This is a genomic window from Cnuibacter sp. UC19_7 (assembly GCF_042699995.1).
Lineage (GTDB): Bacteria > Actinomycetota > Actinomycetes > Actinomycetales > Microbacteriaceae > Cnuibacter.
This window is the reverse complement of record NZ_CP170560.1, coordinates 3,160,194-3,183,647: the sequence shown is the minus strand read 5'-3', so window position 1 is coordinate 3,183,647 and position 23,454 is coordinate 3,160,194. Positions and strand designations below refer to the sequence as shown.

Sequence of the window (23,454 nt, the reverse complement as noted above, 5' to 3'; positions counted from 1 at the left end):
GGTGGAGCGCCAGGCTCCGGTTACGCCGCGGCCCGAAGGTCGGGGACGATGGGTGCTTCGCCTGCCTGCTGGCGGCGATACAGTTCGCGGGCGAGCGCGTTCATCGCGTCCTGCCCGAAGTAGCCGTCGGTGGCGGTCTTCCAGAACTCGTACAGTTCGTCGGCCTGCCGACGTCCCGGCCACGTCTTGGAGGAGTAGACGGGGACGACGAGGCAGTCGCAGTGATCGTGGAACGAGTTCAGGTAGCCCTTCGCGTCCGCCCACTTCAGCGACGCCGGCACGCGCCCGGCGGATTCGGCTGACCGGTAGACGGGGCCGCGGGAAGCGAGCATCACGCAGAACGCGCAGTTGTCGGCACCGGTGAGCTGCCGTGCCCACGCGACCGGCCTCTGCCGCTTCCTGGCCGGGGACTCGAGCTGCTCGCGCAGCCCCTCCGGCTCGGGTAGCCCCAGAAGGGCGAAGGGCCGGTAGTCGTCCGCGGTGAGTGTGTCCGCGTCGACCTCGGTGTGAGGCGCGGTCGGGGCCGACTCGATCGTGTCGCGGGCCGCGTTCTCGGCGTGACGCACGAGACGCGACGACAGTGCCGCGGCCGGGTCGTTCGTCTCCCACACTTCGTCGAGTGCTGCTTCGACGGCGACGTCCGGGTAGCCCGGCAGTGTGGGTATCGAGATCGCGGCCTTGACCCCCTGCGCGCGGGCCTGCGCGGTGAGGAACTCGCCGGCCACGATCCACGCCCGCTGCCGTGCCACCCGGACCTCGGGAAGCACGGCGCGGACGATCGTGGCCTTCTTCACCGCGTCGGGAGCGTCCAGCCGGAGCGCTTGACGGGTCAGGTAGAGAACAGCCGCGGCGAGCGGCTGCATCACCAGATCGAGCAGACGCCGGTACTGCGCCGGGGTCACTGCGCCCTACCGTTCGCCCCCACCGCGTTCGCCAGGGACTGCAGCGGGTTGTTCGCTTCCCACTCGTCCGAGATCCGCTTCTGCTCCGGCGTGAGCCGCAGATAGTCGCGCGCGACCTTCGGCGGGATGATCGGGTGGTCACCCTGTGCGAGGGACTGGATCGCCTGCGCCACGGATTGCAGGTTCGGGGTCGACGCGTCGCGCCAATCCGTCTCGAGTCGTGCAGCGTCAGGCTTCACCCCGCCATCGACGAGCTCCTCAGCGAGCTGCATGAGCTCGCTATACGAGTCGCCGAGGAGAGTCTGCTTCTTCTCCGCCTTCGTGATGTGCCGGTGCGACTGCGCGTTCAGCGACTCGGCCGACGGCGGGTTGTCGCCGGAGATGCCGAGGTAGTGCAGCGGCATGCCCGTGGAAGAGGACACCATCGCCCCGTAGAAACGCATCGTGGACGTGATCTGGTCCAGGTTCGCGCCCGGCAGTGATCCAACGTTCGCCCCGGAAGGACCCGTCACGAACCGGCCGATGTACGCCTCCCACTCGGGAATCGGCTTGCCGGTGCCCTTGTCGATGAACGTCTTCCCGTCCCCGCCGAGGAAGTAGCGGGTGGGGAGCGCGACGAGCTCGAGCGCGGCCTGCAGGTTCGTGATCGCCCTCGACGCGGCGTCAGTGACGCGCATCACGTCGACCATCTCTGAGCGTCCGTGACGGTCGCCGATGCGGGCACGGTTCACGAACGGCACGAGCGGCACCCGCGACATTCCGGAGTCGAACTGCTTCATCAACCGCCAGACGCCGTTGAGCTTGCCCCACGTCTGCGTCTTCCCGGGCGTGTAGTAGCTCGCGCCGTCCGACCCGTCGGCCAGCTTGTAGGTGATCAGGCCTTCGATGACCCGGTTCGTGTTCGGGTCGGTGCGGATGCGCACCCCGACCCCGTCGTGGACGGTGATCTTTGGGATGTCGCCCTCCCCGGGGCCGACGAGACCGAAGCCTCGGCCCTGCACGAACGTCTCGATGTGCAGCAGCGACGAGTTGGTGTCCATCATGTTGGACTGCCACCACGTCCACAGTCGCGTGTCCGCTTCGTCCTCGCCGGCACGGAAGAATCCCTGCACCTTGAGGCGCTCCTCGAGCGACTCGACCTGGATTCGCGGCCAGTCCACGATCAGTTCGAGGACACGCATCTCCGGCGGCAGCGTGACGCCGAGCGCGTCGAGCCGCTTCTTGCCGTCGAAGTAGGCCTCGTACCGGTCACGGTCGAACAGGTGCGGCGGGTTCGAGTTGAGGAGAGTCAGGAAGCTCATCGCGGAAGCAGCCCCCATCCGGTGTCGGCGTTGCGTTCCTCCCATTCGGGAGACGCGAGAAGGAGACGCCGCACCATGCGCGCGCCGATGACGCAGACGGCAGCGTCGATCTTGTTCGGTGAGTCGGGTGACTCCTTGCGGATCGAGATCCGGCCCTTGTACTCGCGGCGGCGAGCGTTACCGACGTGGCGGGATACGTCCCAGTTGCCGTCGTGGGTGAACTCGCCATCCTGGATCTCGGCCAGGCACATCTCGGAGGCTTCCGCGAACTCGTAGAAGTGCGAGCGCATGTCCCACGCGATGGCCTGCGGCAGCTTCCCGTGCGGGACCGCCCAGAGCTTCAGCTGATCGCCGTACGCTTCCGGCCACGAGGTCTTCGTGTACGACTCCCACTCACGCACGTCCGCGAAGAACGCCACGACCGTGTAGTAGTCGAACGCTCGCGTGACTGCGGAGTCGACCGCGTCGGTGTCGATGAACCCTGACGTGCCGGGCTGCCACACGCCGAGCGAGAAGATGTGCCCATCCGACACGCGACAGCCGATCAGGGCCGTGTGGTCCTTCGACTTCGAGCCATCGAAGAACATCACGATCTCTTCGCCCTCGAGCACGATCGTCTCCGGGGCGGCGAGAACTGACCACTCCTGCAGCGTCACCCACGCGTCCTCGACACTGTTGGGTTGGTTCAGGTAGAACCGACGCGACCGTGAGACCGGGTAGGTGGGCGACAGGATCGTCGCCATGATCGCGACGAGGTCGACCCAGAAACAGTCGCCGTACACGAACCGGAGCGCCTCAGTGAGCCCGACCTGTCCCTCTTCGGGATCGTCGTGCATGACCACGTTCGGTGGCGCGACGCGGGCGTCGTAGAGGATCGTCTGCGAGCCCTCCGTGAGGCCCTCCTGCTCGGCGCACCAGCCGTCGAAGACCTTCTCAGCGACCGAGTCCATGCCAGGCACCCACGCGTTGCAGGTCTCCAGAACACGAGAGCCGGTCTTCGCTGCGTTCTGCACGAGCGTGTCAGCGAGATCGGGCCCGCCATTACCGGGCAGCCAATGCTCCGTCTCGTCAGCGATCGAGAACGACGTCTCCGCGCCCTCCGCAGCTGTCGCGGACGACGTGATCTGCTCGAGCCGGCCACCCTCAGGTGTCTCGATGTACGTCTTCCCCGAATCGAGGCCGTACTTCTGAGCCAGCTTCGTGCGCTTGTGCGACATCGCACGAACCATGCGCATCGTGTTCGCGGTCTGCTTCTCCGACGTCGCCGCGATCTGCACCAGCGGCATCCCGACAGGCATACCCACCACGCCGCCAGGGGCGTCAGGGTCGAACCGTTCCACCCGGACAGGGCCGAGCAGCTCGAGCAGCGCCAGCACGGCGGCGAACGGCGACTTGCCCGAGCCCTTCGCGAGACGACGGACCGCACGGTTGTGCAGCCACCGACCCGCCTCGTCCACGGCGTAGAACCACAGAACGAACCGGACCTGCGACTCGGTCAGCGTGAAGCGCAGACCCTTCCGGGGACCGTTCGGGTGTACCAGGTTGTCGCTGATCCATGCGATGCAACCCCACCCGAGCGTCAGCTCAGGAAGGTCCTGCCGGAGCGTGATGACCCGCTCACGGGGAGGAAGCATCATCTGGTCGCGGAGATGCACCGGGAGCTCTGCAACGTCAGTCACAGCCACCTCCGGGAGTCACAGATCCTCGACCGACACCCCCTGCCGGCCGCAGGCATCCGCAAACCGCTCGTAATCGTCCGTCCACGCCCGAAGCAAATCCGGGGTCTCACGCATACTCATCGCACGCACCATCAGATCGTCGTACGTGTCACGCAGACGATCGAAGTTCCGCTCCGACGGAGCCGACTTCAGCCGCATCAGGGAACCGCCTTCAGCGGCCTCACCCCATACGCGCCACGCGTCGGCCTCGACTGAGGCACCTGCCCCGTCTCCGAGTCCGGGATACGGAGAGCAGCGACCAGACGCGCGTACACGACCGACTGCATCCGCGACTCCACCATCAACGGGTGAGCCACCTCATCGCCCTTCGAGTTCGTCACCGTCAGAGGCTGACCCTCCATCGCCTCCGCCAGATCGTCCAGACGATCAGCAGTCCGACACGCCTCCAGAAGGGTCACTTTCTCCCACTCCTCGAGCTCAGCGATATCCGTGACCGCCTTCCACACCCTCCGGCCAGAAGCCTGCAATTCCGCGGGATAGATCGACCGCACCATCGCTCAGCTCCTTCCAGACTCGGGGAGCCCCTGGGACGTTTTCAGGTCACACGGAATGGCAGACCCTATACGCGGAGCGGTAAAGGGGCCCGGGGGGAGGGTGTCATGGGGGTGGGGTCACCGTTTGGGTTGGCTTGTGAGGTGCCATGCGTTGCAGTGTGGGCACCGGTAGGCGCGGGTTTCGGTCTTGGGTCGTCGTCCGCTGCCTGTGTGCTGGATGGTGGCGAGTGTGAGGAGCGCGCTAATGCGGTCTCGGTATCTGCGCTTCCGGCAGGTCATGGCTTGGGTCGCTTCATGCCGGGGTGTGGTTCTTCGGGTCGCTTCACGTAGTAGCGGGAGCGGCGTCGTGGTGCGGTGCCGCCTTCGCGTGACGACTTGGCCCGGTGGTGTGGGCTGCAGAGGGAGCGGAGGTTCCAGTCCTCGTGGTTGTCGCCGCGTTGGATGTGGTCGACGTCGGTGGCTCTCTGGGTGCAGCGGACTCCGTTGGTGAGCCAGGTGCATTGGTGGCCGTCGCGGTTGAGGATGCGGGGACGGATCTCGGTGGCCCAGTTGGCGGGGAGACGTTCCCTGCGTGTGGAGCCCTGCCATCCGGGCATCAGCTGGCTCGCTGTGCAGCGAGTGTGTGGAGGTCACGCCATCCTGACCACTTGGCTATCTGGTAGCAGGTAGGGTCGGTCTTCGTGTCGTCGTCGCAGTACCAGGCGGTCACGCCGTCAATCTCGACTCGGCGTCCGGATCGGGCGGGCTGGCCGCAGTGGATGCAGTCCATCAGCCGGGACCGACCGGGTTCTTGCCGTTACGTTCGGCCGGCCAGTAGCCCTTGGCGTCGTGGAACCACTGGGCGACGACCTTATCGACGTAAGTGGCGGGCACGTACTTGATCAAGTGTGCCTTGAGCGCCCGGTACGGAGTCGGGGATGCCACCCACTTCGCGAGGCCTGGGCCCTTGGTCCAGTACCACTTGAGGTAGCCGCGGCTACCCGGGCGAGGATCAGCGACAGCGTCCGGCTTGATGGTTGCCATGATTCTGACCTCGCTTGGCCTCGTGCCCCATTGGCGTGAGGCGCTACGACTCGGAGGTCGTTACGCTCGGCGATATGGGGAATCCTGCACGTGAGCTTCTTGACGTCCTAAACGGATGGGCGGAGCTACAGCCCGGCGTACCGATCTATGCCAATCGAGCCGATGAAACTAACGGCCACGACGTCGAATTCTGGCGAGCTCAGGCCGAAGCCGTGCGTTTGGTCCGACGGGTGGATCTAGAGCTTGATGCACGCGCCAGGGCCGGCCGGAAAACAGACCACTACTACGCGTCGCTGCTCGGCTGGTATAGAGGAGTGTTCGCGCCCGACATTCACTGGGGCGCGGGCAGTAGCAGCTACGTCTCTGTCATCGATGCCTCAGCGATGAACATTCTCGCCAGTCTTGCGGACGTCCTGGACGAGCGACCGAGCCCTATCGCGTTGTCACAGGAACAGCGCTCTAACGTATCTGAAGGTCTAGACGAGGTTCTCGACCTTCTCGGCTCCGATGAGGTCGAACTCGACGACGACGGCCGAGCTTACGTGGCCAGTCTCAGCCGTTCAATCCGCGCCGGAATTGCACCTGGCGCGGACGCATTCGCCGGCGCGGAACTCGTCCGGAGCATCAACGAGTTGACGGGTGCCGTGACGTCCGTCGCAGATGCATTAGACCAGGCTGGCTCGCCGACAGGCCTAGCCTCTCGCCTGCGAGCGGCAGTGCGAAAGTTGAGCCCCTACGCCGGATTCGCAGCGGGGGCTTTGGGGGTCGTCGCTGACACGATTGCCGTCATCTCCGCCGTCACAGGAGGTCACGCCTAGGGCGAGAGAACGGCAGGTCGTCCGGCAAGGGAGGTGCCAGCCGCAGAGGGGCGTGTGATGCGCGAAAGGCCGCTGTCCCGGAGTGGGTGCAGCCTACACGACTATTATACAGATCCTCCGAGACGAGGGTCCCCGTCAAGTTGTTCGCGTGTCTTCGGCACGGCGAAATGGTGGAGCTTCGCGTCGTTCGAGTTCAGGGGGTCTATTCCGTCGGCACGATACTCCGCGAGGAGCTCGTTCCGGATGAGCATCAGCTTCACACCGGAGCGCCATTCGTAGAGGGTGGAAATCACGGGCAGTTCGCGTTCCAACAGCGTGTAGCCGGCTGATTCTTCAAGAGCTGCACGCTCTGAGCCGAAGAAGGAAACCACGTAGGAGTCTTTCGCGGACGAGGTGAGGCGTGCGATTTGAGCCGCGACGTCGGCAGGTACGTCATCAGGATTCACGAAGAACTCCGCCTGCTCCTCCTCTTCGCGTATCCGGTCGAACAGCGTCGGCCCCGGGCGGTAGACGCCGCCCAATGCGACCACGAAGTGTCCAGGAACGGGCCCGAATGACTCCCGGTTGAGGCCACCCCACCTGCTCGGGAATCCGATCTGCAGGCTAAATCCGGGCTTCTGCATGATCCCTTGCCAGAAGGGTTCCTTGGCTACACCAAGCAAAATTCCCCGGATGACGGGAGAACCGTGAGAACTGTTTGCCGGGCGGCGAAATCGCACTCGATGATTGAGATCTGCCCGCTCGAGATCGACGACAGCGAGCTCTCTGTCAGTTCCGCGTGTCCGTCTAACGACCATCACATTCTACCGATTGCTGGTCTCGGTCCCTGCCCCGATCTAAATTGTCTCTCCTCCCCACTGCTCTGCCGCGGAGACGCACCGTTGAGATACTTCGCGACGAGGTGTCTCTGGACAGCGGCGGCGCGAAGCTGGTCAATCTCTTCCTGGGTGCGCTCCTTCTCGCGTTCCTTCTTCACCCTCGCTGCCTCCTGCGCTCGGGCGCGGTCGCGGGCGTTCCGCTCGTCGCGCTTGAGCTTCAAGTAGTCCGCGAGCGCGGTCTCGTACTCCTCGGGCTGGAACTCGGTCTGGCAGGCCTCGCACTGGATGACCTCGGGGTCGTCCTCGAAACGGGGCGGGTGGATGGCGATACGACCGCCGCACCGGTCGTCAGGATCGGTTCGCCATTGGACGGGGGCCTCACCTAGGTCGGGCTGCTCGACGATCTCGAGGCGGCTGGTGAACAGGTGCGGCATGTCGCTGTAGCGGGCGCGGTTCTCGCGCGGCCATGACTTCGCGATCCCGTGAATGCGGTCCTTCACGAAGGGGTCGAGGTCCTCGATCGTGTCCGTGTCGAGCTGGTAGATCGCATCGAGGTGCTGCGTGAGCCAGTCGACGATGACGGTGACGTTGGCCCTAGCGTCCTCGGGTGACGCTCCAGCGGGGATGCCGAGCACCTGGCCGCCCTGGTCTCTCCATGAGCGTCTCGCGGGCCGTGGCGGCTCGGCGTAGAGCTTCGGCGCGAGGTGGTTCACGAGGTACACGAGGGTGCGGTAGAGGTCGTTCGCGGAGTCGAACGCCAGCGCGTTGAACGGCAGCTTCGCTTCCGTGTCGGACGTCGGAACGAGGACCTCCTGCAGTTGACGTGACGTGGAGGGCTCGTACTGATGGACGAGGTGTTCGATCAGCTCGGGTGCGAGAGCCAGGGCGTTGACGGTGCGGGTGTAGCAGCGGTGGCAGTAGTGGCCGTGTCGGGCGGGCAGGAGGTCGGTCTCGGTGCCGGCGCGGATGCAGCGGCGGATGCAGGGCCGGTCGTCGGTGTCGGTCACGCGGACTCCTTCGTGGTGGGGATGATGACGAGGTGGCGGACGCACCAGCGGGTCTGGAACTCGCGGGGGTCGTAGGCGAGGAGGCGATTCATGGCGGGGCTTAGGTCTGGGAGCGCGTCGATGACCTGGTCCCACGAGGCCCAGGCGTCGCTGGGTCGCTCCAGGACGGGGATCTGGGCGGGTGCGTGGCAGGCGCATCCCGCGTTGCCGCAGTTGTACGGGGTTCGGCAGCGGGAGCAGCAGTGTGGAGTGCGGTCGATGGGGACGGCGGGGGCGTATCCGGCGAATGCCATGCGGGCTCTTTCAGCTGTAGAAGGATCGTTCCCAGGGCAGCTCTCCTTCGATGCCCCGGCGGATGTGGGTGGGCCAGTCTCGTTTCTCTCGGTCGCCTCGCCACTTGACGAGAGCTGCGGTGTTGGGGTCTTCTTCGAGGGGGCGGAGGCCGAACCCGAATTCGGGCCAACCGAGGAGCGCGGATGATCCGCGGGGCGCGAGGTCGCGTTCGCCTCCGACGGCGCGGCCCTTGCCTGCGTGGGCTTCCATGAGCAGGGCGAGCCCGGACTCGCGGAAGCCGTCGAGGGTCTCGATCAGGGGTGCCGCGTCGTCGTCGGTGGTAATGGCTTTCGGGACGAGCTTGTAGAGCGGGCCGATGTAGAGAATGTCGGGCTGATGCTCCCGAATCTTCTGCCACACCTCGTTCCGGTCGGCGGTGGTGGTGAGGTCGAGGCGTCGTCCTGCCGAGACGTGGATCGTCTCCCGCGGGTCTGCGTGGCCATGACGTGCTGCGAGGTTCGTGACATAGCGGGCGGCGCGGTGCCATTGCCGTTCGGTGTTCTCCGCGTCGATCACGAGGACCCGGTGGGCGTCGATCTGCTGATGCAGGTTGAACGGGTGCACCCCGGCGGCGATGCAGATCGCGATCTGGCGGAAGAGGTAGCTCTTGCCGCCGCCCTCCGAGCCGGTGAGCACGAGACGGTCACCGCGCTCGAGGAGATCCGGGACGAGCCAGCTGTACGTGAACGTCTGGTCGAGCAATGCGCCCAGAGACTTCACCTCGAGCTTGGACGACGTCGCCGCGGCCGCGTCCTCGGCATCGCGCCGCTTCGCCTCCTGCTGCACCCGCAGGTACTTGCGGCGATCGGCGACGGCACGCTCGAACTCCTCGTCAACGGGGTCCGGTGGTGTGGGCCAGTCGACGATCCGCATGTCCGTGATGCCATGGCCCGCGGCGACGTGGTCGGCGGCGTCCTTCCCCACCGCGACCTCGACGAGCTTCGTGTCGGCCTTGTCCCCGATGAGCCGGTGGACGTCCATCGCGTGATTCAGGCCGGGCTCGTCCATGTCGCGTATGACGTAGACGGTCTTCCCGTGAAGCGGGGTCAGGTCGAACAGGTGGGCCTTCCCTGCCCCCATCGCGATGCAGGTCGCCGTCACGCCGAGCGATTCGAGCGCGTGGACGTCCTTCTCGCCTTCGACGAAGTAGACCGGGTCTGCGTCTGCGAGCCGCTCAAGCCGGTACAGGGCGTTGCCCTGCGTGTTCCCGGACTGCCGGAACGCCTTCAGCGGCGAGCGGTGCACCCTGCGGCCGTCGCTGTACCGGTACTCGACGCCCTTCGGCTCGTCGAACAGATCGGCCATCGTCAGCCCGAGTGCGTTGAGGACCTGGTCCGTCGGGTCGGAGTGCGAGTAGATCAACGTCTGACCCTCGATCGCTCGGATCGACACCGACTGGTCCTTCGCAGAGTGCCCTGGCGCTTGGGCATCAGCGGCATCCTGCCCGCGCATCTTGACGATGAGGCCGGCCGCCTGGAAAGCGGCGACGACCCGCTCGAACGACTTGCTTGTCACTGGTTCTCCTTTTCGTCCAGCAGCCGGAACAGTTGGCCGCTGAGTCGTTCGGTCTCCGCACGCAGGTAATCGGCCTCACGTACCGCCTTGTCGCGCTCCTCCCGTGCGACATCGAGCGCCCTGGTCACGACTCGGTCGCCTTCTGCGGAAGGTCGAGTTCGGGGTCGTTCTCGATGACGTCGACCGCCCAGCGCTTCCCTTCGGGGGCCGGCGGGTGGATGCCGTAGATCTCGGTATGCCGGGCGCGTGCGCTGCGGATCTGCTCGACGATGTGCGCGGGCCGGATGTTGTACGGTACCTCCCGGAGCGCCGCGTGGAGCGCGGTCTTCGCTTCCTCGAAGGAGTAACGCTCGAGCACGCCGTGCCAGGCCTGCACGGTCAGGTTGGTCACCGGACGGTCATCGACCGCTGACAGCAGCACCAAGAGTGCGTGCGTCTCCCGAAGCTCCACGAGGATCACCCCCGTACTTCTGCTCGAAGTCGGCGAGCGCCTTCTCGGCGTTCGTGGGCCCTCCGCGGTGCCCGGTGTACTCGTCGGCCCACCTGTCGTTGTTCAGCCAGCCCTGGGCCCACTTCACGCGCGACAGGTCGGGATTCGGGCCGAGGCTCGACTTGTAGGCGCGGACGCCAGCGAGGATCGTGTCGGGGTCGGTGCGCTTCAGCGCCTTCGCGTAGGCGGCCTTCGCTTCCTTCTTGCCCCGTCGCACCGGGTACTCCGACCAGAACTCCTCGAACGGATCAACGATCACCGCAACGGTCACCGCATCGTCGGATGCGGCGTCTTCTTTAACGTCTTTCTCTAGTTCTTCTATAAGAGGTACATCTGCCCTGTGGGGCAGATCACATCCGCCCTGTGGGGCAGGTCCATCTGCCCTGTGGGGCACCCCTCCCGTCTGGGCAGATGCATCTGCCCCCTGGGGCACCCCATCTGTCCAGACGGGCGAATAGGACCGTGTCTGGTCGTACGATCCGCCCGTCCGGAGCTGCGTCGACTGGATGTGGCCGGCGTCGATGAGCTTGGCGATCGTGGTCCTGATGACCTTCTCGCTCACGCCGGTCATCTCGGACAAGGAGGGGTAGCTGATCGAGTACCAGCGAGTCCCCTCGCCATCGGTCGGCGCGTATTCGGATTCGCACTTCCATGCGATCCAGTCGAACAGAGATGCTGCAGCGACATCACCTCCGAGCGCCTTCACGAGCCCCCAGGAGACCGTCGCGAAGCTGTCACGCGATCGGTAAAGAGACCGGTTCATGCAGCGCTCCGCTCCCCCGCCTCCGACAGGTTCCTGCCGAGGATCTCCGCGAGAGCGGAGGCGTCGAATGCGACCGACGCGACGACCGCTGCCGGGTCAACGTCTCGACTGATCGCGTGCTGCGATGCGACGAGCAGGTTGCGGACGTGTCGGGCCACCGTCACGTCAGTGAACCCGCAGCGAGCGATCGCCTCCCGGTCGTACTCCAGGTGATCCGGTGTCGCTGCGGACCGGGCGACATTGGTGGGCTGAATGATCCGGTCGAGCTGTGCGATCGCGGCATACACAGCGGCCAGACGGTCGAGATCCTCCAGCTCACCGAGCCTCGACTTCCGGAACGGCTTCCACGAGCCGTCGAGGAGCTGCACCAGTTCATCCTCGAGGACGTCAAAGGGGTCAGATGCCCTCGTCATGCCGAACGCACCTCGTCTGCGACAGCGAGATCGTCGACCGCATCTTCGAGAGCGAGGGCGTAGCAATGCGCGTCGTTCGCATCGAGTTCTGGGAAGTTCTTCATCGAGATGATGACGATGCGGGCCGGGTAGTGCTTGTAGTCGCCGAATTCCGCACCGGGGCCGTAGTCATCCAGGAAGACGGTTGTGTGCTGTTCGAGACGGGTCTCGGCGACCCCGAAGGCGTGGACGGGGCCGTAGTGGCAAATCTGTAGCTCGGGATAGCTGCCCTCCACGGTGGTCTCAACCGCCCAGCCGGGTGCGGCCAACGGCCAGACCGGTCGGACCACGTGACGATCGGAGTAGACGTCGAGGATCTGCCGCCGATCTTCGGCGTCCGTCAGGTCGAATCTGTCGAGGAGCCGCTCCATCGTGATCTTGTACGGCCAGGACTCGACCAGTTCCACCAGCCGAGGGTCAGCCGTGTCGATGATGGGCTTGAGAGCATCGTGGCGTCTCTTCACCTCGAGGCACCACGCATGGATGAGGTCTTTCTCGGTGTCGGTGGCCTGTGGGATGATGTTGGTAGCGTCGTTCACGACGGTTCCTTTCCTAGCGGTTGGGTTCTGTCCTGAGATGCCCCTGACATTTGCCGTTGCACCGGCGTCGGGGGCTTCTCTCATTTCTGGGCCGTGCTGGTCTGCTGCGTCGACAGCAGCCACTCGAGCACCTCCCCTCGCTCGTAGCAGATCGTCCGTGGGCTGGGCCGGTAGAAGGTGGGCCCGGTTCCCTTGAACCGCAGTTGGGCGAGATTGTTCTTCGTCATGCCCGGGACGATTCGACAGACCTCCTCCGGGGAGATGAACTCCCGGACCGCCGCGGCGATGTCGGGGTGCATAACTGTCAATGTGGTGAACCTCCAATCCTGAAACCGATATTCGGTTCTTTCTGGAAGCGATATTAGGCAAAACCGATTTTAGGCGCAAGCAACACGCCGTCTTCGCTTATGCTCGACGCGTGACCGAATTCCCTCCTCACATCGCCGACGCGGATCGCACCTTCGCCGAGAACGTAAAGCGGGCTCGACTTGCCATGGGCCTCAAACAGGACCAGCTCGCCGCTGTGATCGACACGAGGGGCCTCGCCATGCACCCAACAACGATCGGGAAGATCGAGCGGGGAGAGCGTCGGGTGAGCATTGGTGAGGCCGCCGCGTTGGCCGATATCCTCGGCGTCGCGCTCGCTGACCTTCTCGAGGGGACCGGCGAGTTGCAGGTGGCCTACACGGCTCACACGCGGGCTCAGAAGCGGCTGGTGAGCGCCTCCTACGAATATGCGATGGCCCTGCTCGAGGTGGCCGCCGCCGCGGATGGAACCGTCCAGCTTGAGGAGCGTGACCGAGGGTGGCTGGACACGGAGCTGCACAACCAGTCCCCCGCGCGGATGACTACGGACGTGCTGTACGCGGTAAGAGCCGCGGTCGATAGGCGAGAGATTGACGAATCGCCTGGAACCTACGTGAGCGTACTGCTCGGCGTACTTGAGGCGGACCTTCGCCTTCTCCTGAACCGCCATGGCAACGATTAGCTCGTACCAGACCGCCGCGGGGAAGCGTTACCGTGTCCGCTATCGGACGCCCGACCATCGTCAGACCGATAAACGCGGCTTCAAGTCCAAGAAGGACGCCGAGCTGTTCGCCGCGTCGATCGAGATCAAGAAGGCGACTGGCGAGTTCATCGACGCCGCCGCGGGTCGAGTCACGATGACTGCCCTCGGGGCTGACTGGATCGCCACCCAGAGCCATCTCAAGCCGTCCTCGTTCCGTCCGGTGGAGATCGCGTGGAGGCTGCATGTCGAGCCTCGGTGGGGCTCTCGCCGAGTCGGGGACATCCGACATAGCGAGGTGCAGACGTGGGTGTCCGAGCTGACCTCGGCAGGGAAGAGCGCGACTACCGTGCTGCTTTCATACGGCGTCCTGGCGAGCATCCTCGATGTCGCCGTCCGTGATCGTCGACTGCCCTCGAACCCCGCTCGGAACGTCAAGCTTCCGCGGAAGCTGAAGCGGGAGCACCGCTACCTCACGCACGCGCAGGTGATTGCGCTCGCCGACAACGCTGGTGACCGTCGAGCGCTCGTCCTCCTCTTGGCCTACACGGGCCTCAGATGGGGTGAGGCCATCGGGCTACGCGTCAAGGACGTAGACCTCGTCAGGCGTCGCGTGACGGTCTCGGAGAATGCGGTCGAGGTCGACGGTCAGATCATCGTCGGCACGCCGAAGACGCACAAGCGGCGGCAGGTGCCATTCCCACGATTCATGGTCGGGCTGCTGCGCGAGGCCATCAAGGGGAAAGGCCGCGACGCGCTCGTTTTCTCCGACGCCTACGGCTTCCACCTTCGCCGCACGAGGGTGAGCACGGGATCTCGCTCGTGGTTCAAGACGGCCCTGGAGCACGCCGGCCTGGAGCCGATGACGCTGCACGACCTCCGCCACACCGCCGCAAGCCTCTCGATCGCGTCGGGAGCGAACGTCAAGGCGGTGCAGCGAATGCTTGGCCACGCGTCTGCGGCGATGACCCTCGACACCTACGCAGACCTGTTCGACGATGACCTAGACGTGCTTGCGGCCCGCCTGGATGAGGCAGCGGCATCTGCGATTGTGGGCAAAACGTGGGCAGGCTCGCCAGCCAGGAACGACGAAACCCCCTGACTTTCCCGTGTTTCCGGGGCTGTCAGGGGGTCGTGGTCTGCGGAGACGGTGGGATTTGAACCCACGGTGCCCAATAAAGGGCACTCCACCTTAGCAGGGTGGTGCACTAGGCCGAACTATGCGACGTCTCCTGGCATTCGCCTCCGCCATCATAGCCGACGTGGCCCGCACTGCCGAACGGGTACCGCTCGTCGCCGGACGAGTGCTACTCGTTGCCGATCGAGCAGGTGTAGTCGGCGGCGGTCTGTCCCTTCACGTCGCCGGGGAGCACCACCGCGCCCGAGGCGTCGACCTCGCCCGGCTCGGGAGTGGCGGGAGCCGAGGGGTCCGCCGGGGCGGAGGGATCGACCGGCGCCGACGGGTCGGCGGGCGGCGCCGTCGCCGGCGGGACCGTGCCCGGCGCCGGCGTGACGGCGGGCGCGTTCGGGTCGGCGGCGGAGGCGAGCCCGCCGGTCTGCGCCAGAGCGATCGGCTGGTCTGCTGCGATCGCGGCGAACAGGATGGCGGCGGAGTCCTCGTCGGGGGCGACCTTCCCCGCGGGCACCCAGTCGGCGTAGTAGTTCGGATACGCGACGAACGAGACCTTCGAGAGGTCCATGTCCTTCAGCGCGAGGGCAATCGAGACCATCGTGTCGGGCGACGCGAGCCGATCGGAGAGCGTCATGTTCGACGCAGCGGCCTTCGCCAGGCCGTACAGCTTCGTCGCGTCGGTGAGCGTCGAGCCCGACTTGATCGTACGGATCATCGACGACAGGAACACCTGCTGCGAGCTGATCCGGCCGATGTCGCTGCCGTCGCCGACGCCGTGGCGGGTGCGCAGGAAGCCGAGCGCATCCGCGCCCTTGAGGTCCCAGGTGCCGGGATCGAGATGGATGTTCGTGTAGTCGTCGTCGATCCGCTCGGCCACGCAGACGGGCACCCCGCCGAGGGCGTTCGACATCTCGATCACGCCGTTGAACTCGATCATCGCCGCGAACGGGATGCTGAGCCCGGTGAGGCTCTCGATCGTGAGCACCACGCAGGGCAGGCCGCCGAGCGAGAGCGCGGTGTTGATGGGGGCGGTGTACTCGCCGCCGTCCGGGCACTCGGGCAGGTCGACCATGAGGTCGCGGGGGAAGCTCACGACCGTGGCGCTGCTGTGGTCCTGGGCGATGTGGATGAGCATGGTGACGTCGTTCAGCGCGCCGCCCTCATCCTCGCCGTAGAGGTCGCCCTGGCCGGTGCGGGTGTCGCTGCCGACGAGCACCATGTTCACACCGCCGTCGATGGCGTCGATGCTCGGCGGCGGCGCCGGGGCGGTCGAGGTGCCGTCGGCGCCCTCGGTGGGGAGGTCGGAGAGGAGGGACACGGTGGTGACCGAGCGCGTGACGTCCCAGGTGGCGTAAGCGGCGAGCGACACCCCGCTCACCGCGATCACGGCCGCCGTGGCACCGAGGAAGGTCAGGACCGCGCGCACCGGATGGGAGCTGCGCTGCCGACCGTGGCGGGCGACCGGACCGCGTGAGCTGCTCCTGGCGCTGATGATCGTCCCCCGTCTCCCGCGAGCGCCGCCAACCCCCGGGCGCTCTGTCGCGGCGGCGCACCCGCCGTCGTCGGGGTCAGTCTGGCAGAGACGCGCATCCGGATGAGGGAGCGTTCCGCGTTCCGCGTGGCGCACATCCGCTGAGAGCCCGATCCGGGGTGCCCGCTCGGGCGGTCTCTCGGCCGCTCGGGCGGTGCCTCAGCCGGCGGACTTGCCCACCGTGCAGGTGGGAGCGGCGGCGGCCTGGCCGGTGATCGTCGGCGGGAGCACCGTGACGGAGTCCGCAGCCCCGCCCGCGGCCGTGCCGTCGTCGGTGCCGCTGGCGTCGGCGGCACCAGTACCCGCGGTGGGATCCCCGGAATCGGGCTCCCCCGCATCCGCAGCACCTGACGCGTCGCCCGCGGTCGGCGTCGGCACGACCCCGGCGGTGTCGGGGGCGGCGGCCACGCCGACGGCGGGCACGGCGACGCGCTGATCCGCCTTGATCGCCGCGACGAGCACACCTGCGTCGGCGTAGTTCGGGCGCGGCATCCCGGCGAAGTCGCCCGAGGCGGAGGGGATGCCCGGGTAGCTGGCGAAGACGACGCCGTCGAGGTCGACCTCGCGGAGTGCGGTCCCCACCGAGGCGAGGCGATCCGGGGAGGCGAGGCTCGTCGACAGCACCATGTTCTGCGATGCCGCACTCGCCAGCGCGTACATGGTGCGGAAGTCGCCCAGCGCCGCATCCGACTTGATCGTGCGCACGAGCGAGGCGAGGAACACCTGCTGCGAACTGATGCGCCCCGCCTCGCTGCCGTCACCGACGCCGCTGCGGGTGCGCAGGAACTGCAGCGCGTCCATCCCCTGGAGTTCGTGGAGCCCGGCGTCGAGGTGGATGCCGGTGAGGTCATCCTCGACGGGCTGCGCCACGCAGACGGGGACGCCGCCGAGCGCGTTCGACATCTCGACGACGCCGTCGAAGCGCACCTCTGCGGCGTAGGGGATGTCGAGCCCGGTCAGCTTCTCGACCGTGAGCACGGTGCAGGGCAGGCCGCCGTAGGAGAGCGTGACGTTGAGCGGCTGCGCGTCGAGCGCGTCGAAGGTGCCTCCGGACGGCGACGGACACTCCGGGACGGGCACGACCAGGTCGCGCGGGAAGCTGACGACGGTGGCGTTGGTGCGGTCGGCGGAGATGTGGACGAGCATCGTGGCGTCGCCGAGGCTGCCCTGGGTGTCGCCGAAGTCCGGGCTCTGACCCTCGCGGGTGTCGCTGCCGACGAGGAGGAGGTTGACGCTGCCCCGGATGGGGCCGTCCGTGCCGTCCGCTCCGCTCGCGGATCCGGTGGCCGACTCCCCGGGGATGGGCGAGTCGGCGAGCTGCACGGTCTGGATGCGGCTGGAGATCGACCAGGTGGCGTATCCGGCCACCGTCACCGCGCTGATGCCGAGCACCGCCGCGACCAGGCCGAGATAGCGCAGCGCGACGAACCAGGGGCGGGTCGCGTGCTGGCGCCCATGGCGGGCGGTGGGCCGGATGCGCACGGGCCGTCTCACCTCGGCTCGTGTGGTGCGGGCCGAGAAGGTCCGGCGTCGAGGGGTGGCGTCGCGTGGTCCGGCCGTGGGGTCGAACGGGTCGGTCACGGCGTAGGTCCTCTCGCGCTCCGGCCTTCGGGTGACCGGAGGAACGAAAAGAACATTCTGACGCATAAACCTGGGAATTGTGAGGAGTCGCGTGCGACGCCCGCGGTTCGTATCGTGGAGGCATGGACCTCGTGGTGTCGCGTTCGCCTCGCCGCGCGCCGGCGGACGCGGCGCGCCGGAGCGTCGCGTCCGGGCGCGTCGCGTGCGGGCGCGTCGAGCCCGGGGTGTGGTGAGCCGAGTGGCGAAGAAGGACGGCAAGGAGCCGAAGGAGAAGGAGCCGAAGCGCCGGAAGCGCTCGGCTCAGCGCTGGGCCGGCAGCGACCGCGAGGTCGAGCCGCCGCACCTGAAGGCCGCCGACGAGGCGGTCGACGACGGCGTGCGGATGATCCACCATGCGCTGGTGCTCGCACTGAAGAACAGGCTCATCGTGAGCGCGCTGCGCGACGGAGACCCGTACTCGACCGAGCATGCCGTCGAGCTCGCGCAGGAGGAGCTCGACCGCGTCGTCGCCGAGCAGCAGGACTCGGCGAAGGTCGCGCGGAAAGCGCTCCGGCGGGCGAAGCTCGCGCACGGGCGCGCCATGAGCGAGCACGACTACGGGCAGCTCGACATCGAGGCGCTCGAGCTGCGCGCCCTCGTCCACGACTCGGTCGCCGAGCGGTTCGGGGCCCAGCGCGAGGACGAGGAGTTCCTCTCCTCCCTCATCGAGGAGTCGCGCGGGCGCGCCTGGGACGAGCTCGGAGGCGTCGTGCGCTCCCGCCTGGTGCGGGCCGCGTCGATCGCCGACGACCCCGACTACGCCGAGGCGCGCGCCGAGCGGATGCGCGAGGTCGCGTTCGACCTCGGCGACCTCGCCGTCCGCCCCCGCGACTGACCCCGCCGCCGGGCTCGGCCCCGCTCGACTCCGGTTCCGTCCGCGGGCTCGGCGCGTGGGCTCGCGTGCACGCTCGGCGCGGGTTGCGCCCGCTCACCGTGTCGACGAGGCCCCCACGAGCTTCCCGTAGCGCGCAGCGGGCGCAACCGCACCCACCCGCCCGCGGCGCGTCCGCCTGCGCGCACGTGCCTGTCACAGATGTGGCACTCGTGTTGGGCTCGACGTCGCGCAGGCCGCCACGAGCGCCAGATCCGCCCCTCGAGAGAACCGCAGCGCCCCCGCTCACGGCCGGCACTACCACCGGGCGGAAACACCGGCCCATCCACCTGATCCCATCCCGGATCTGACAGTCGTGGCGGGCTCGACGTCGCGCAGGCCGCCACGAGTGCCAGATCCGCCCCTGCGCAGAACCCGTGCGCCTCGTCAGGGCCGGCCCGACCAGCCAGGGGGGCGCACCGCCCCACCTGCCGGATCCCATCCCGGATCTGACACTCGTGGCGGGCTTGACGGCGCACGGGCCGCCACGAGCGCCGGATCCGCCCGAGAGCGCGCGCATCAGGGGCGGATGGCGTGGGCCGCGGGCACCCGAAAGGGGGGACGGGCGCGGCGGCGCGGCTGCGGCGGCGGTGCGGGGCGCGGCGTTAGCGTGAGCGTGACGCTCGCGGCGACCTCTCGAGGCAGACGACCTCACCGACGAGGACGGGGTGCGCCCGGGCGTCCGCGGAGGGGGGCCGCGAGCAGCATGGAACGGGACACCACGACCTCGATCCGAGAGGCGCTGGAGCGCGGGGAGCGACGCGGTTCGCGCCTGCGCGTGGCCGGCGTGATCGCCGGGATCACCGCGCTCGCGCTGGGGATCGCGGCCGCCGTCGGGTACTTCCTGGTGCCGCCGTGGCTCGCGACCGTGCCCGCCGACCCGGTCACGACCACCATGAGGATCGCCGTGACCGCCGAGAACGAGCCCGGCGTCGGCACGCCCGCGTCGGCTTCCGTCGAGGTCTCGGCGGGATGGACGCCGATCGGCGTCGGCCCCTTCCTCCCCACCGACGTCGCGACCCTGGTCTCGCCGGATGGGGCCTACCGCGCGCAGCTCGAGATCACCGACGCGAGCGCCGACACCGAGCCCACGCCGGGCGCCTCCACCGACCACCTCGACGGTCTCGCCGCCGCGGTGTGGAGCCACGAGTCGCTCGACTCCGGATGCTCGGTGCGCTACACGACGGTGCAGGACGGCTCGGACGCGGTCACCGTCGCCGTGGTCACTCCCCCGCCGGGTGATGGCGACGCGGATGCTCGGCTGGTGCTCCTGGGATCGGTCGCGGCCACCACGGCGGACCTCTACCGCACCGTCACCGCGGACCTCGTGATCTCCGCGCGCTTCGGCGAGGCCGACACCGGCACCGGCACCGGCACCGGCATCGACATGGGCACCGGCGCGTCGGGCCTCACCCCGGAGGACGCACCGTGACGCGCCGGCGCCGCCCGTTCCGCGCTGCCCTCACCGCCGTGATCGCCTCGGCGGCAGCGCTCACGCTCGCCGCCTGCGGCAGCGTGACGACGACCCCGGGCTGGGAGCCGCGCCCGGCGACCGCGGCGACGGTCGCGCTCTCCGACACGCTCGCGACGCCTCCCGACGCCGTCGCCTCGGCCCTCGACTCGCGCCTGCTCTACAACGCCGACCCGGGCGCCGGCGTCGCCGCGCGCTGGGCCGAGATCCCCGGCGACACCCGCCTCACGACCGAGCTCCGCGACCGCGTCGCCTCGGCGATCGCCGCGCAGGCCGCCGCGACCGGGGTGCCCTACCGTCCCGCGGCCGATGCCCCCACGCTCTCCCCCGACGCACGCGGCTGCGTGCAGGGCAGCACGACGCGTCCCGCCGCGGATCTCCTCGCCGATCCCGCCTTCACCCCACCCGGTGGCGGACCGACCGTCACCGTGACCTGCGAGGTGCTCGCCGCATCCGGCCCGTTGCTGGTGGAGTCGCTGCGCATCCTCACCGCCGCCGGCGGTCAGGTCGCGTCCGACACCACCACCACCTACTACGCCGAGACCTCGGGCGGGTTCCTCATCACGGGCGACCAGCTCATCACCGACGAGGGTCGACGAGTGCTGCTGGGCGACCTGGTCCAATCTCTCAAGGTCGCGGCCGGGGCGATGGAGCCGCGGATGAAGGCCGACCCCGCCGGATTCACGCCCGAGCAGCTCACGGCCTGGTTCTCGCGCGCCTCGTTCACCGCCGACGGTTCGCTCGTCGTGACGGTGCCCGATGACTTCACCGTTCCCGAGCTCGACGAGCTCGCCCCCGTGCCGCGCCCCTCCCCGCTCGTGGTCACGGTGCCCGCAGCGGAGGCCACGGCGATGCTCACCCCGGAGGGCGCGCAGGTACAGGCCGCCCTCGCCTCGGCCGCTCCGCTCTCGCTGCCGCCCGCGCCCTTCCGCGGCCAGGAGCAGGTGGACTGCTCGTTCTTCGCCTGCATGGCTCTGACCTTCGACGACGGGCCGGGCCCGTACACCGCGCAGGTGCTCGACGATCTGGATGCGCGGCGAGCGGCGGCGACGTTCTTCCTGCAGGGCGTCAACGTGGTGCGGTATCCGGATGCGGTCCAGCGGATGGACGGCGAGGGCCACCAGATCGGCAACCACACCTGGAACCACCCGGACCTGACGAAGCTGACCGATCCGGAGATCAAGGACCAGCTCGATCGCACCAGCTCGGCGATCCGCTCGGCCGTCGGGCATGCGGCCACCACGTTCCGTCCGCCGTACGGCGCGTACGACGACCGGGTGCTCGCGCAGACCTCGCTGCCCGCGATCCTCTGGTCGATCGACACGAACGACTGGCAGCTGCCCGACGACGCGACGTTCCTCGACCGGGCGGTGACCGCCGCACGCCCGGGCTCGATCGTGCTCTGCCACGACGTGCACGAGAACACCGCGCGCATGGTGCCGCCGATCGTCGACGGTCTGCAGGGACGCGGGTTCACCCTCGTCACCGTGCAGCAGTTGCTCGGCGGCACGCCGGCCGCGCACACGACCACCACGCGCGGGTGAGCCTCATCGTGGCCCTGAGCGGGCCAGCCGGCTCGTGCGGGCCTGTCACCCGGCTCCCCTAGACTTCCCCCGGGGAGGTCGGCATGGCGGGATCGACGGGTTCACAGGGATCGGGAAGCGAACGTCGCGTGCCCATCGAGGCGCAGAGCGTCGACGCCCCGCTCACCGGATCCGCGGTGTTCCTGGTGCTCTCGGTCGCCGACGACCCCGCCTCGCTCGACGCCGTGCGCTCGGCGCTCGCCGACCTCGACGAGCTGGCCAAGACCGTCGCGTTCCGCGACCTCGGTGCGGCCTTCACCTGCACCGTCGCGATCGGCGCGCGGGTCTGGCCCGCGCTCGTGCGGCGGCCGCTCCCGTCCGAGCTGCACCCGTTCCGCGAGGTCCGAGGTGCGGTGCACACGGCGCCCTCGACACCGGGTGACCTGCTGTTCCACATCCGCTCGGATCGCCGCGACCTCTGCTTCGAGTTCGAGCGGCTGCTGCTCGAACAGCTCGGCTCGGCGGTGTCGGTGGTCGACGAGACGGTGGGATTCCGGTACTTCGACGCCCGCGACCTGCTCGGCTTCGTCGACGGCACCGCCAATCCGGTGGGGCTCGCCCTGCCCGAGGCGACCCTCGTCGGCGATGAGGACCCCGACTACGCGGGCGGCAGCTACGTGGTGGTGCAGCGGTACACGCATCCGATCGAGGCCTGGAACGCCCTCACCACCGAGCAGCAGGAGGCGGTGATGGGCCGCAGGAAGGCCGACAACGTCGAGCTCGACGACGCCGTCGAGGGCCAGAAGTCGCACAAGACGCTCGCCACGATCGTCGACGACGAGGGGGAGGAGCACGACATCCTCCGCGACAACATGCCGTTCGGCAGCCCGGCCTCGGGCGAGTTCGGCACGTACTTCATCGGCTACTCACGGCGGCTGTGGGTGATCGAGCGGATGCTGGAACGGATGTTCGTGGGCGACCCGCCCGGGCTCCACGACCGCCTGCTCGACTTCTCGGTCGCCCGCACGGGGTCGGCGTTCTTCGCGCCCTCGGCGGGGCTGCTCGCGGCGCTCGGCGACGAGCCCTCGACGGACGCTTCTGGTGCGTCGGGCGGTGCGGTGGATACCGCGGCCGCGTCCACGGTGTCCGGTGAGTCGCGCACATCCGCCTCTGCACCGGCGGGCGACTCGTCGCTCGGCCTCGGCTCTCTCCGTCCGTCCCCGTCACCCGAGAGGACCACGCCATGAACCACCTCTTCCGCGAGCTCGCGCCGATCACGCCCGACACCTGGGCGATGCTCGACGACGAGGCGCGCACCCGACTCGCGCCGATGCTCGGCGCGCGCAAGCTGGTCGACTTCGCCGGCCCGCTCGGCTGGGCGCACTCCTCGACCTCGCTCGGACGGGTCGGCGCCGTCGTCGACGCGCCCGCGCCTGCCGTGATCGCGCGCAGCCGCGCGGTGCTGCCGCTCGCCGAGGTGCGCGCGGAGTTCACGCTGTCGCGCTCCGAGCTCGACGCTGCCGCCCGCGGCGCGATCGACGTCGACCTCAGCGCCCTCGACGAGGCCGCCGCACGGCTCGCCACGGTCGAGAACTCGGCCGTCTTCAACGGCTGGGACGCGGTCGGGTTCGGCGGCATCATCCCCGCGATCCCCACCGCGACCCTCGTACGCGAGGACGACCCCACCCGCTTCGCCCAGCAGGTCGCCGCCGCGACCGAGCAGCTGAAGCGCTCGGGCATCGGCGGACCGTACGGCATCGCGCTGGACTCCGACGCGTGGGTCAACGTCGAGGGCGGCAGCGACTCCGGCGGCACGCCGCTGATCGAGCACCTGCGCCGCATCCTCGACGGGCCGGTGGAGTGGGTGCCCGGCATCGACGGCGCCGTCGTGGTGAGCCTCCGCGGCGGCGACTTCGTGCTCGAGGTCGGCGAGGACGTGTCGCTCGGCTACGCCCACCACACCGCGGATGCGGTCACCCTGCACCTGGAGGAGACGTTCTCCTTCCGCGTCGCCACCCCCGAGGCCGCGGTCGCCCTCGTCTGAGGTGCCCCCGCACCCCCGCGTGCGCGCGCTGCGGGGGTGCGGGGGCACGGGTTTGGGATGCA

General features: G+C 68.4%; 26 protein-coding genes and 1 tRNA gene. 8 read left to right on the top strand and 19 right to left on the bottom strand.

The window, feature by feature from the left end; all coding sequences use genetic code 11:
• Window positions 1-20: 20 nt before the first annotated feature.
• From ACFJGV_RS15125 to ACFJGV_RS15100, 6 genes are all read right to left on the bottom strand, one after another.
• Window positions 21-902: a hypothetical protein gene (locus ACFJGV_RS15125; protein ID WP_378144808.1), complete on the bottom strand. Its 882-nt coding sequence runs from the start codon at window positions 900-902 to the stop codon at window positions 21-23.
• Window positions 899-2,203 carry a phage portal protein gene (locus ACFJGV_RS15120; protein WP_378144807.1) on the bottom strand — a complete coding sequence of 435 codons (1,305 nt, stop codon included), beginning with the start codon at window positions 2,201-2,203 and terminating at the stop codon, window positions 899-901. The genes ACFJGV_RS15125 and ACFJGV_RS15120 overlap by 4 nt, the downstream gene beginning before the upstream one ends.
• Window positions 2,200-3,882 carry a hypothetical protein gene (locus ACFJGV_RS15115; protein WP_378144806.1) on the bottom strand — a complete coding sequence of 561 codons (1,683 nt, stop codon included), beginning with the start codon at window positions 3,880-3,882 and terminating at the stop codon, window positions 2,200-2,202. Before ACFJGV_RS15115 ends, ACFJGV_RS15120 begins: the two co-directional genes overlap by 4 nt.
• Window positions 3,883-3,897: 15 nt before the next feature.
• Window positions 3,898-4,080: a hypothetical protein gene (locus tag ACFJGV_RS15110; protein WP_378144805.1), complete on the bottom strand. Its 183-nt coding sequence runs from the start codon at window positions 4,078-4,080 to the stop codon at window positions 3,898-3,900.
• Window positions 4,080-4,436: a terminase gene (locus ACFJGV_RS15105; RefSeq protein ID WP_378144804.1), complete on the bottom strand. Its 357-nt coding sequence runs from the start codon at window positions 4,434-4,436 to the stop codon at window positions 4,080-4,082. The genes ACFJGV_RS15110 and ACFJGV_RS15105 overlap by 1 nt, the downstream gene beginning before the upstream one ends.
• A gap of 768 nt (window positions 4,437-5,204) precedes the next feature.
• Complete coding sequence (locus ACFJGV_RS15100; protein WP_378144803.1) at window positions 5,205-5,459, bottom strand: hypothetical protein; 255 nt, start codon at window positions 5,457-5,459, stop codon at window positions 5,205-5,207.
• 35 nt (window positions 5,460-5,494) lie between these two features.
• On the opposite strand from ACFJGV_RS15100, the gene ACFJGV_RS15095 reads away from it, so the two are divergent.
• On the top strand, window positions 5,495-6,277 hold the full coding sequence (locus ACFJGV_RS15095; protein ID WP_378144802.1) for a hypothetical protein: 783 nt from the start codon (window positions 5,495-5,497) through the stop codon (window positions 6,275-6,277).
• Between the two features lie 104 nt (window positions 6,278-6,381).
• Here the strand turns inward: ACFJGV_RS15095 and ACFJGV_RS15090 are convergent, their stop codons facing one another.
• From ACFJGV_RS15090 to ACFJGV_RS15045, 10 genes are all read right to left on the bottom strand, one after another.
• On the bottom strand, window positions 6,382-6,900 hold the full coding sequence (locus ACFJGV_RS15090; protein ID WP_378144801.1) for a hypothetical protein: 519 nt from the start codon (window positions 6,898-6,900) through the stop codon (window positions 6,382-6,384).
• Window positions 6,901-7,073: 173 nt separating this feature from the next.
• On the bottom strand, window positions 7,074-8,102 hold the full coding sequence (locus ACFJGV_RS15085; protein WP_378144800.1) for a hypothetical protein: 1,029 nt from the start codon (window positions 8,100-8,102) through the stop codon (window positions 7,074-7,076).
• Window positions 8,099-8,395 carry a hypothetical protein gene (locus ACFJGV_RS15080; RefSeq protein WP_378144799.1) on the bottom strand — a complete coding sequence of 99 codons (297 nt, stop codon included), beginning with the start codon at window positions 8,393-8,395 and terminating at the stop codon, window positions 8,099-8,101. Before ACFJGV_RS15080 ends, ACFJGV_RS15085 begins: the two co-directional genes overlap by 4 nt.
• Window positions 8,396-8,405: 10 nt before the next feature.
• Entirely contained in the window at window positions 8,406-9,950 is a 1,545-nt protein-coding gene (locus ACFJGV_RS15075) for an AAA family ATPase (RefSeq protein WP_378144798.1), read from the bottom strand.
• Window positions 9,947-10,078, bottom strand: coding sequence for a hypothetical protein (locus ACFJGV_RS15070; RefSeq protein ID WP_378144797.1), 132 nt, complete (start codon window positions 10,076-10,078; stop codon window positions 9,947-9,949). The genes ACFJGV_RS15075 and ACFJGV_RS15070 overlap by 4 nt, the downstream gene beginning before the upstream one ends.
• The gene (locus ACFJGV_RS15065) at window positions 10,075-10,341 is read right to left on the bottom strand and encodes a hypothetical protein (RefSeq protein ID WP_378144796.1); all 267 of its coding nucleotides are present in this window, start codon (window positions 10,339-10,341) and stop codon (window positions 10,075-10,077) included. The genes ACFJGV_RS15070 and ACFJGV_RS15065 overlap by 4 nt, the downstream gene beginning before the upstream one ends.
• A gap of 7 nt (window positions 10,342-10,348) precedes the next feature.
• Entirely contained in the window at window positions 10,349-11,203 is an 855-nt protein-coding gene (locus ACFJGV_RS15060) for a hypothetical protein (RefSeq protein ID WP_378144795.1), read from the bottom strand.
• Window positions 11,200-11,571, bottom strand: a complete 372-nt coding sequence (locus tag ACFJGV_RS15055; protein ID WP_378144794.1) for a hypothetical protein — start codon at window positions 11,569-11,571, stop codon at window positions 11,200-11,202. The genes ACFJGV_RS15060 and ACFJGV_RS15055 overlap by 4 nt, the downstream gene beginning before the upstream one ends.
• Before the next feature lie 41 nt (window positions 11,572-11,612).
• Window positions 11,613-12,194: a hypothetical protein gene (locus tag ACFJGV_RS15050; protein WP_378144793.1), complete on the bottom strand. Its 582-nt coding sequence runs from the start codon at window positions 12,192-12,194 to the stop codon at window positions 11,613-11,615.
• A gap of 80 nt (window positions 12,195-12,274) precedes the next feature.
• Entirely contained in the window at window positions 12,275-12,421 is a 147-nt protein-coding gene (locus ACFJGV_RS15045; RefSeq protein WP_378144792.1) for a hypothetical protein, read from the bottom strand.
• Between the two features lie 191 nt (window positions 12,422-12,612).
• On the opposite strand from ACFJGV_RS15045, the gene ACFJGV_RS15040 reads away from it, so the two are divergent.
• Together ACFJGV_RS15040 and ACFJGV_RS15035 are read left to right on the top strand one after the other, a co-directional pair.
• Window positions 12,613-13,182 carry a helix-turn-helix domain-containing protein gene (locus ACFJGV_RS15040; RefSeq protein WP_378144791.1) on the top strand — a complete coding sequence of 190 codons (570 nt, stop codon included), beginning with the start codon at window positions 12,613-12,615 and terminating at the stop codon, window positions 13,180-13,182.
• On the top strand, window positions 13,169-14,302 hold the full coding sequence (locus ACFJGV_RS15035; RefSeq protein ID WP_378144790.1) for a tyrosine-type recombinase/integrase: 1,134 nt from the start codon (window positions 13,169-13,171) through the stop codon (window positions 14,300-14,302). Before ACFJGV_RS15040 ends, ACFJGV_RS15035 begins: the two co-directional genes overlap by 14 nt.
• A gap of 40 nt (window positions 14,303-14,342) precedes the next feature.
• On the opposite strand, the gene ACFJGV_RS15030 is transcribed toward ACFJGV_RS15035, so the two are convergent.
• The 3 genes from ACFJGV_RS15030 to ACFJGV_RS15020 all read right to left on the bottom strand — a co-directional run bounded on the left by ACFJGV_RS15030 (window position 14,343) and on the right by ACFJGV_RS15020 (window position 17,444).
• Window positions 14,343-14,433: transfer RNA gene (locus ACFJGV_RS15030), tRNA-Ser, on the bottom strand.
• Between the two features lie 74 nt (window positions 14,434-14,507).
• Window positions 14,508-15,758 carry an LCP family protein gene (locus ACFJGV_RS15025; protein ID WP_378144789.1) on the bottom strand — a complete coding sequence of 417 codons (1,251 nt, stop codon included), beginning with the start codon at window positions 15,756-15,758 and terminating at the stop codon, window positions 14,508-14,510.
• A gap of 264 nt (window positions 15,759-16,022) precedes the next feature.
• A complete protein-coding gene (locus ACFJGV_RS15020) occupies window positions 16,023-17,444 on the bottom strand; it encodes an LCP family protein (RefSeq protein WP_378144788.1) in 1,422 nt (473 codons plus the stop codon).
• Between the two features lie 238 nt (window positions 17,445-17,682).
• Between ACFJGV_RS15020 and ACFJGV_RS15015 the strand changes: the two genes are divergently transcribed.
• The 5 genes from ACFJGV_RS15015 (at window position 17,683) to ACFJGV_RS14995 (ending at window position 23,392) form a co-directional block, all read left to right on the top strand.
• Window positions 17,683-18,318, top strand: a complete 636-nt coding sequence (locus ACFJGV_RS15015) for a hypothetical protein (protein WP_378144787.1) — start codon at window positions 17,683-17,685, stop codon at window positions 18,316-18,318.
• A gap of 742 nt (window positions 18,319-19,060) precedes the next feature.
• The gene (locus tag ACFJGV_RS15010; RefSeq protein ID WP_378144786.1) at window positions 19,061-19,786 is read left to right on the top strand and encodes a hypothetical protein; all 726 of its coding nucleotides are present in this window, start codon (window positions 19,061-19,063) and stop codon (window positions 19,784-19,786) included.
• Window positions 19,783-21,369 carry a polysaccharide deacetylase family protein gene (locus ACFJGV_RS15005; RefSeq protein WP_378144785.1) on the top strand — a complete coding sequence of 529 codons (1,587 nt, stop codon included), beginning with the start codon at window positions 19,783-19,785 and terminating at the stop codon, window positions 21,367-21,369. Before ACFJGV_RS15010 ends, ACFJGV_RS15005 begins: the two co-directional genes overlap by 4 nt.
• An 83-nt stretch (window positions 21,370-21,452) precedes the next feature.
• Window positions 21,453-22,595 (top strand): Dyp-type peroxidase, encoded by a 1,143-nt coding sequence (locus ACFJGV_RS15000; protein WP_378144784.1) that lies wholly within the window; start codon window positions 21,453-21,455, stop codon window positions 22,593-22,595.
• Complete coding sequence (locus tag ACFJGV_RS14995) at window positions 22,592-23,392, top strand: family 1 encapsulin nanocompartment shell protein (protein ID WP_378144783.1); 801 nt, start codon at window positions 22,592-22,594, stop codon at window positions 23,390-23,392. Before ACFJGV_RS15000 ends, ACFJGV_RS14995 begins: the two co-directional genes overlap by 4 nt.
• The last annotated feature ends 62 nt before the right edge of the window (window positions 23,393-23,454 follow it).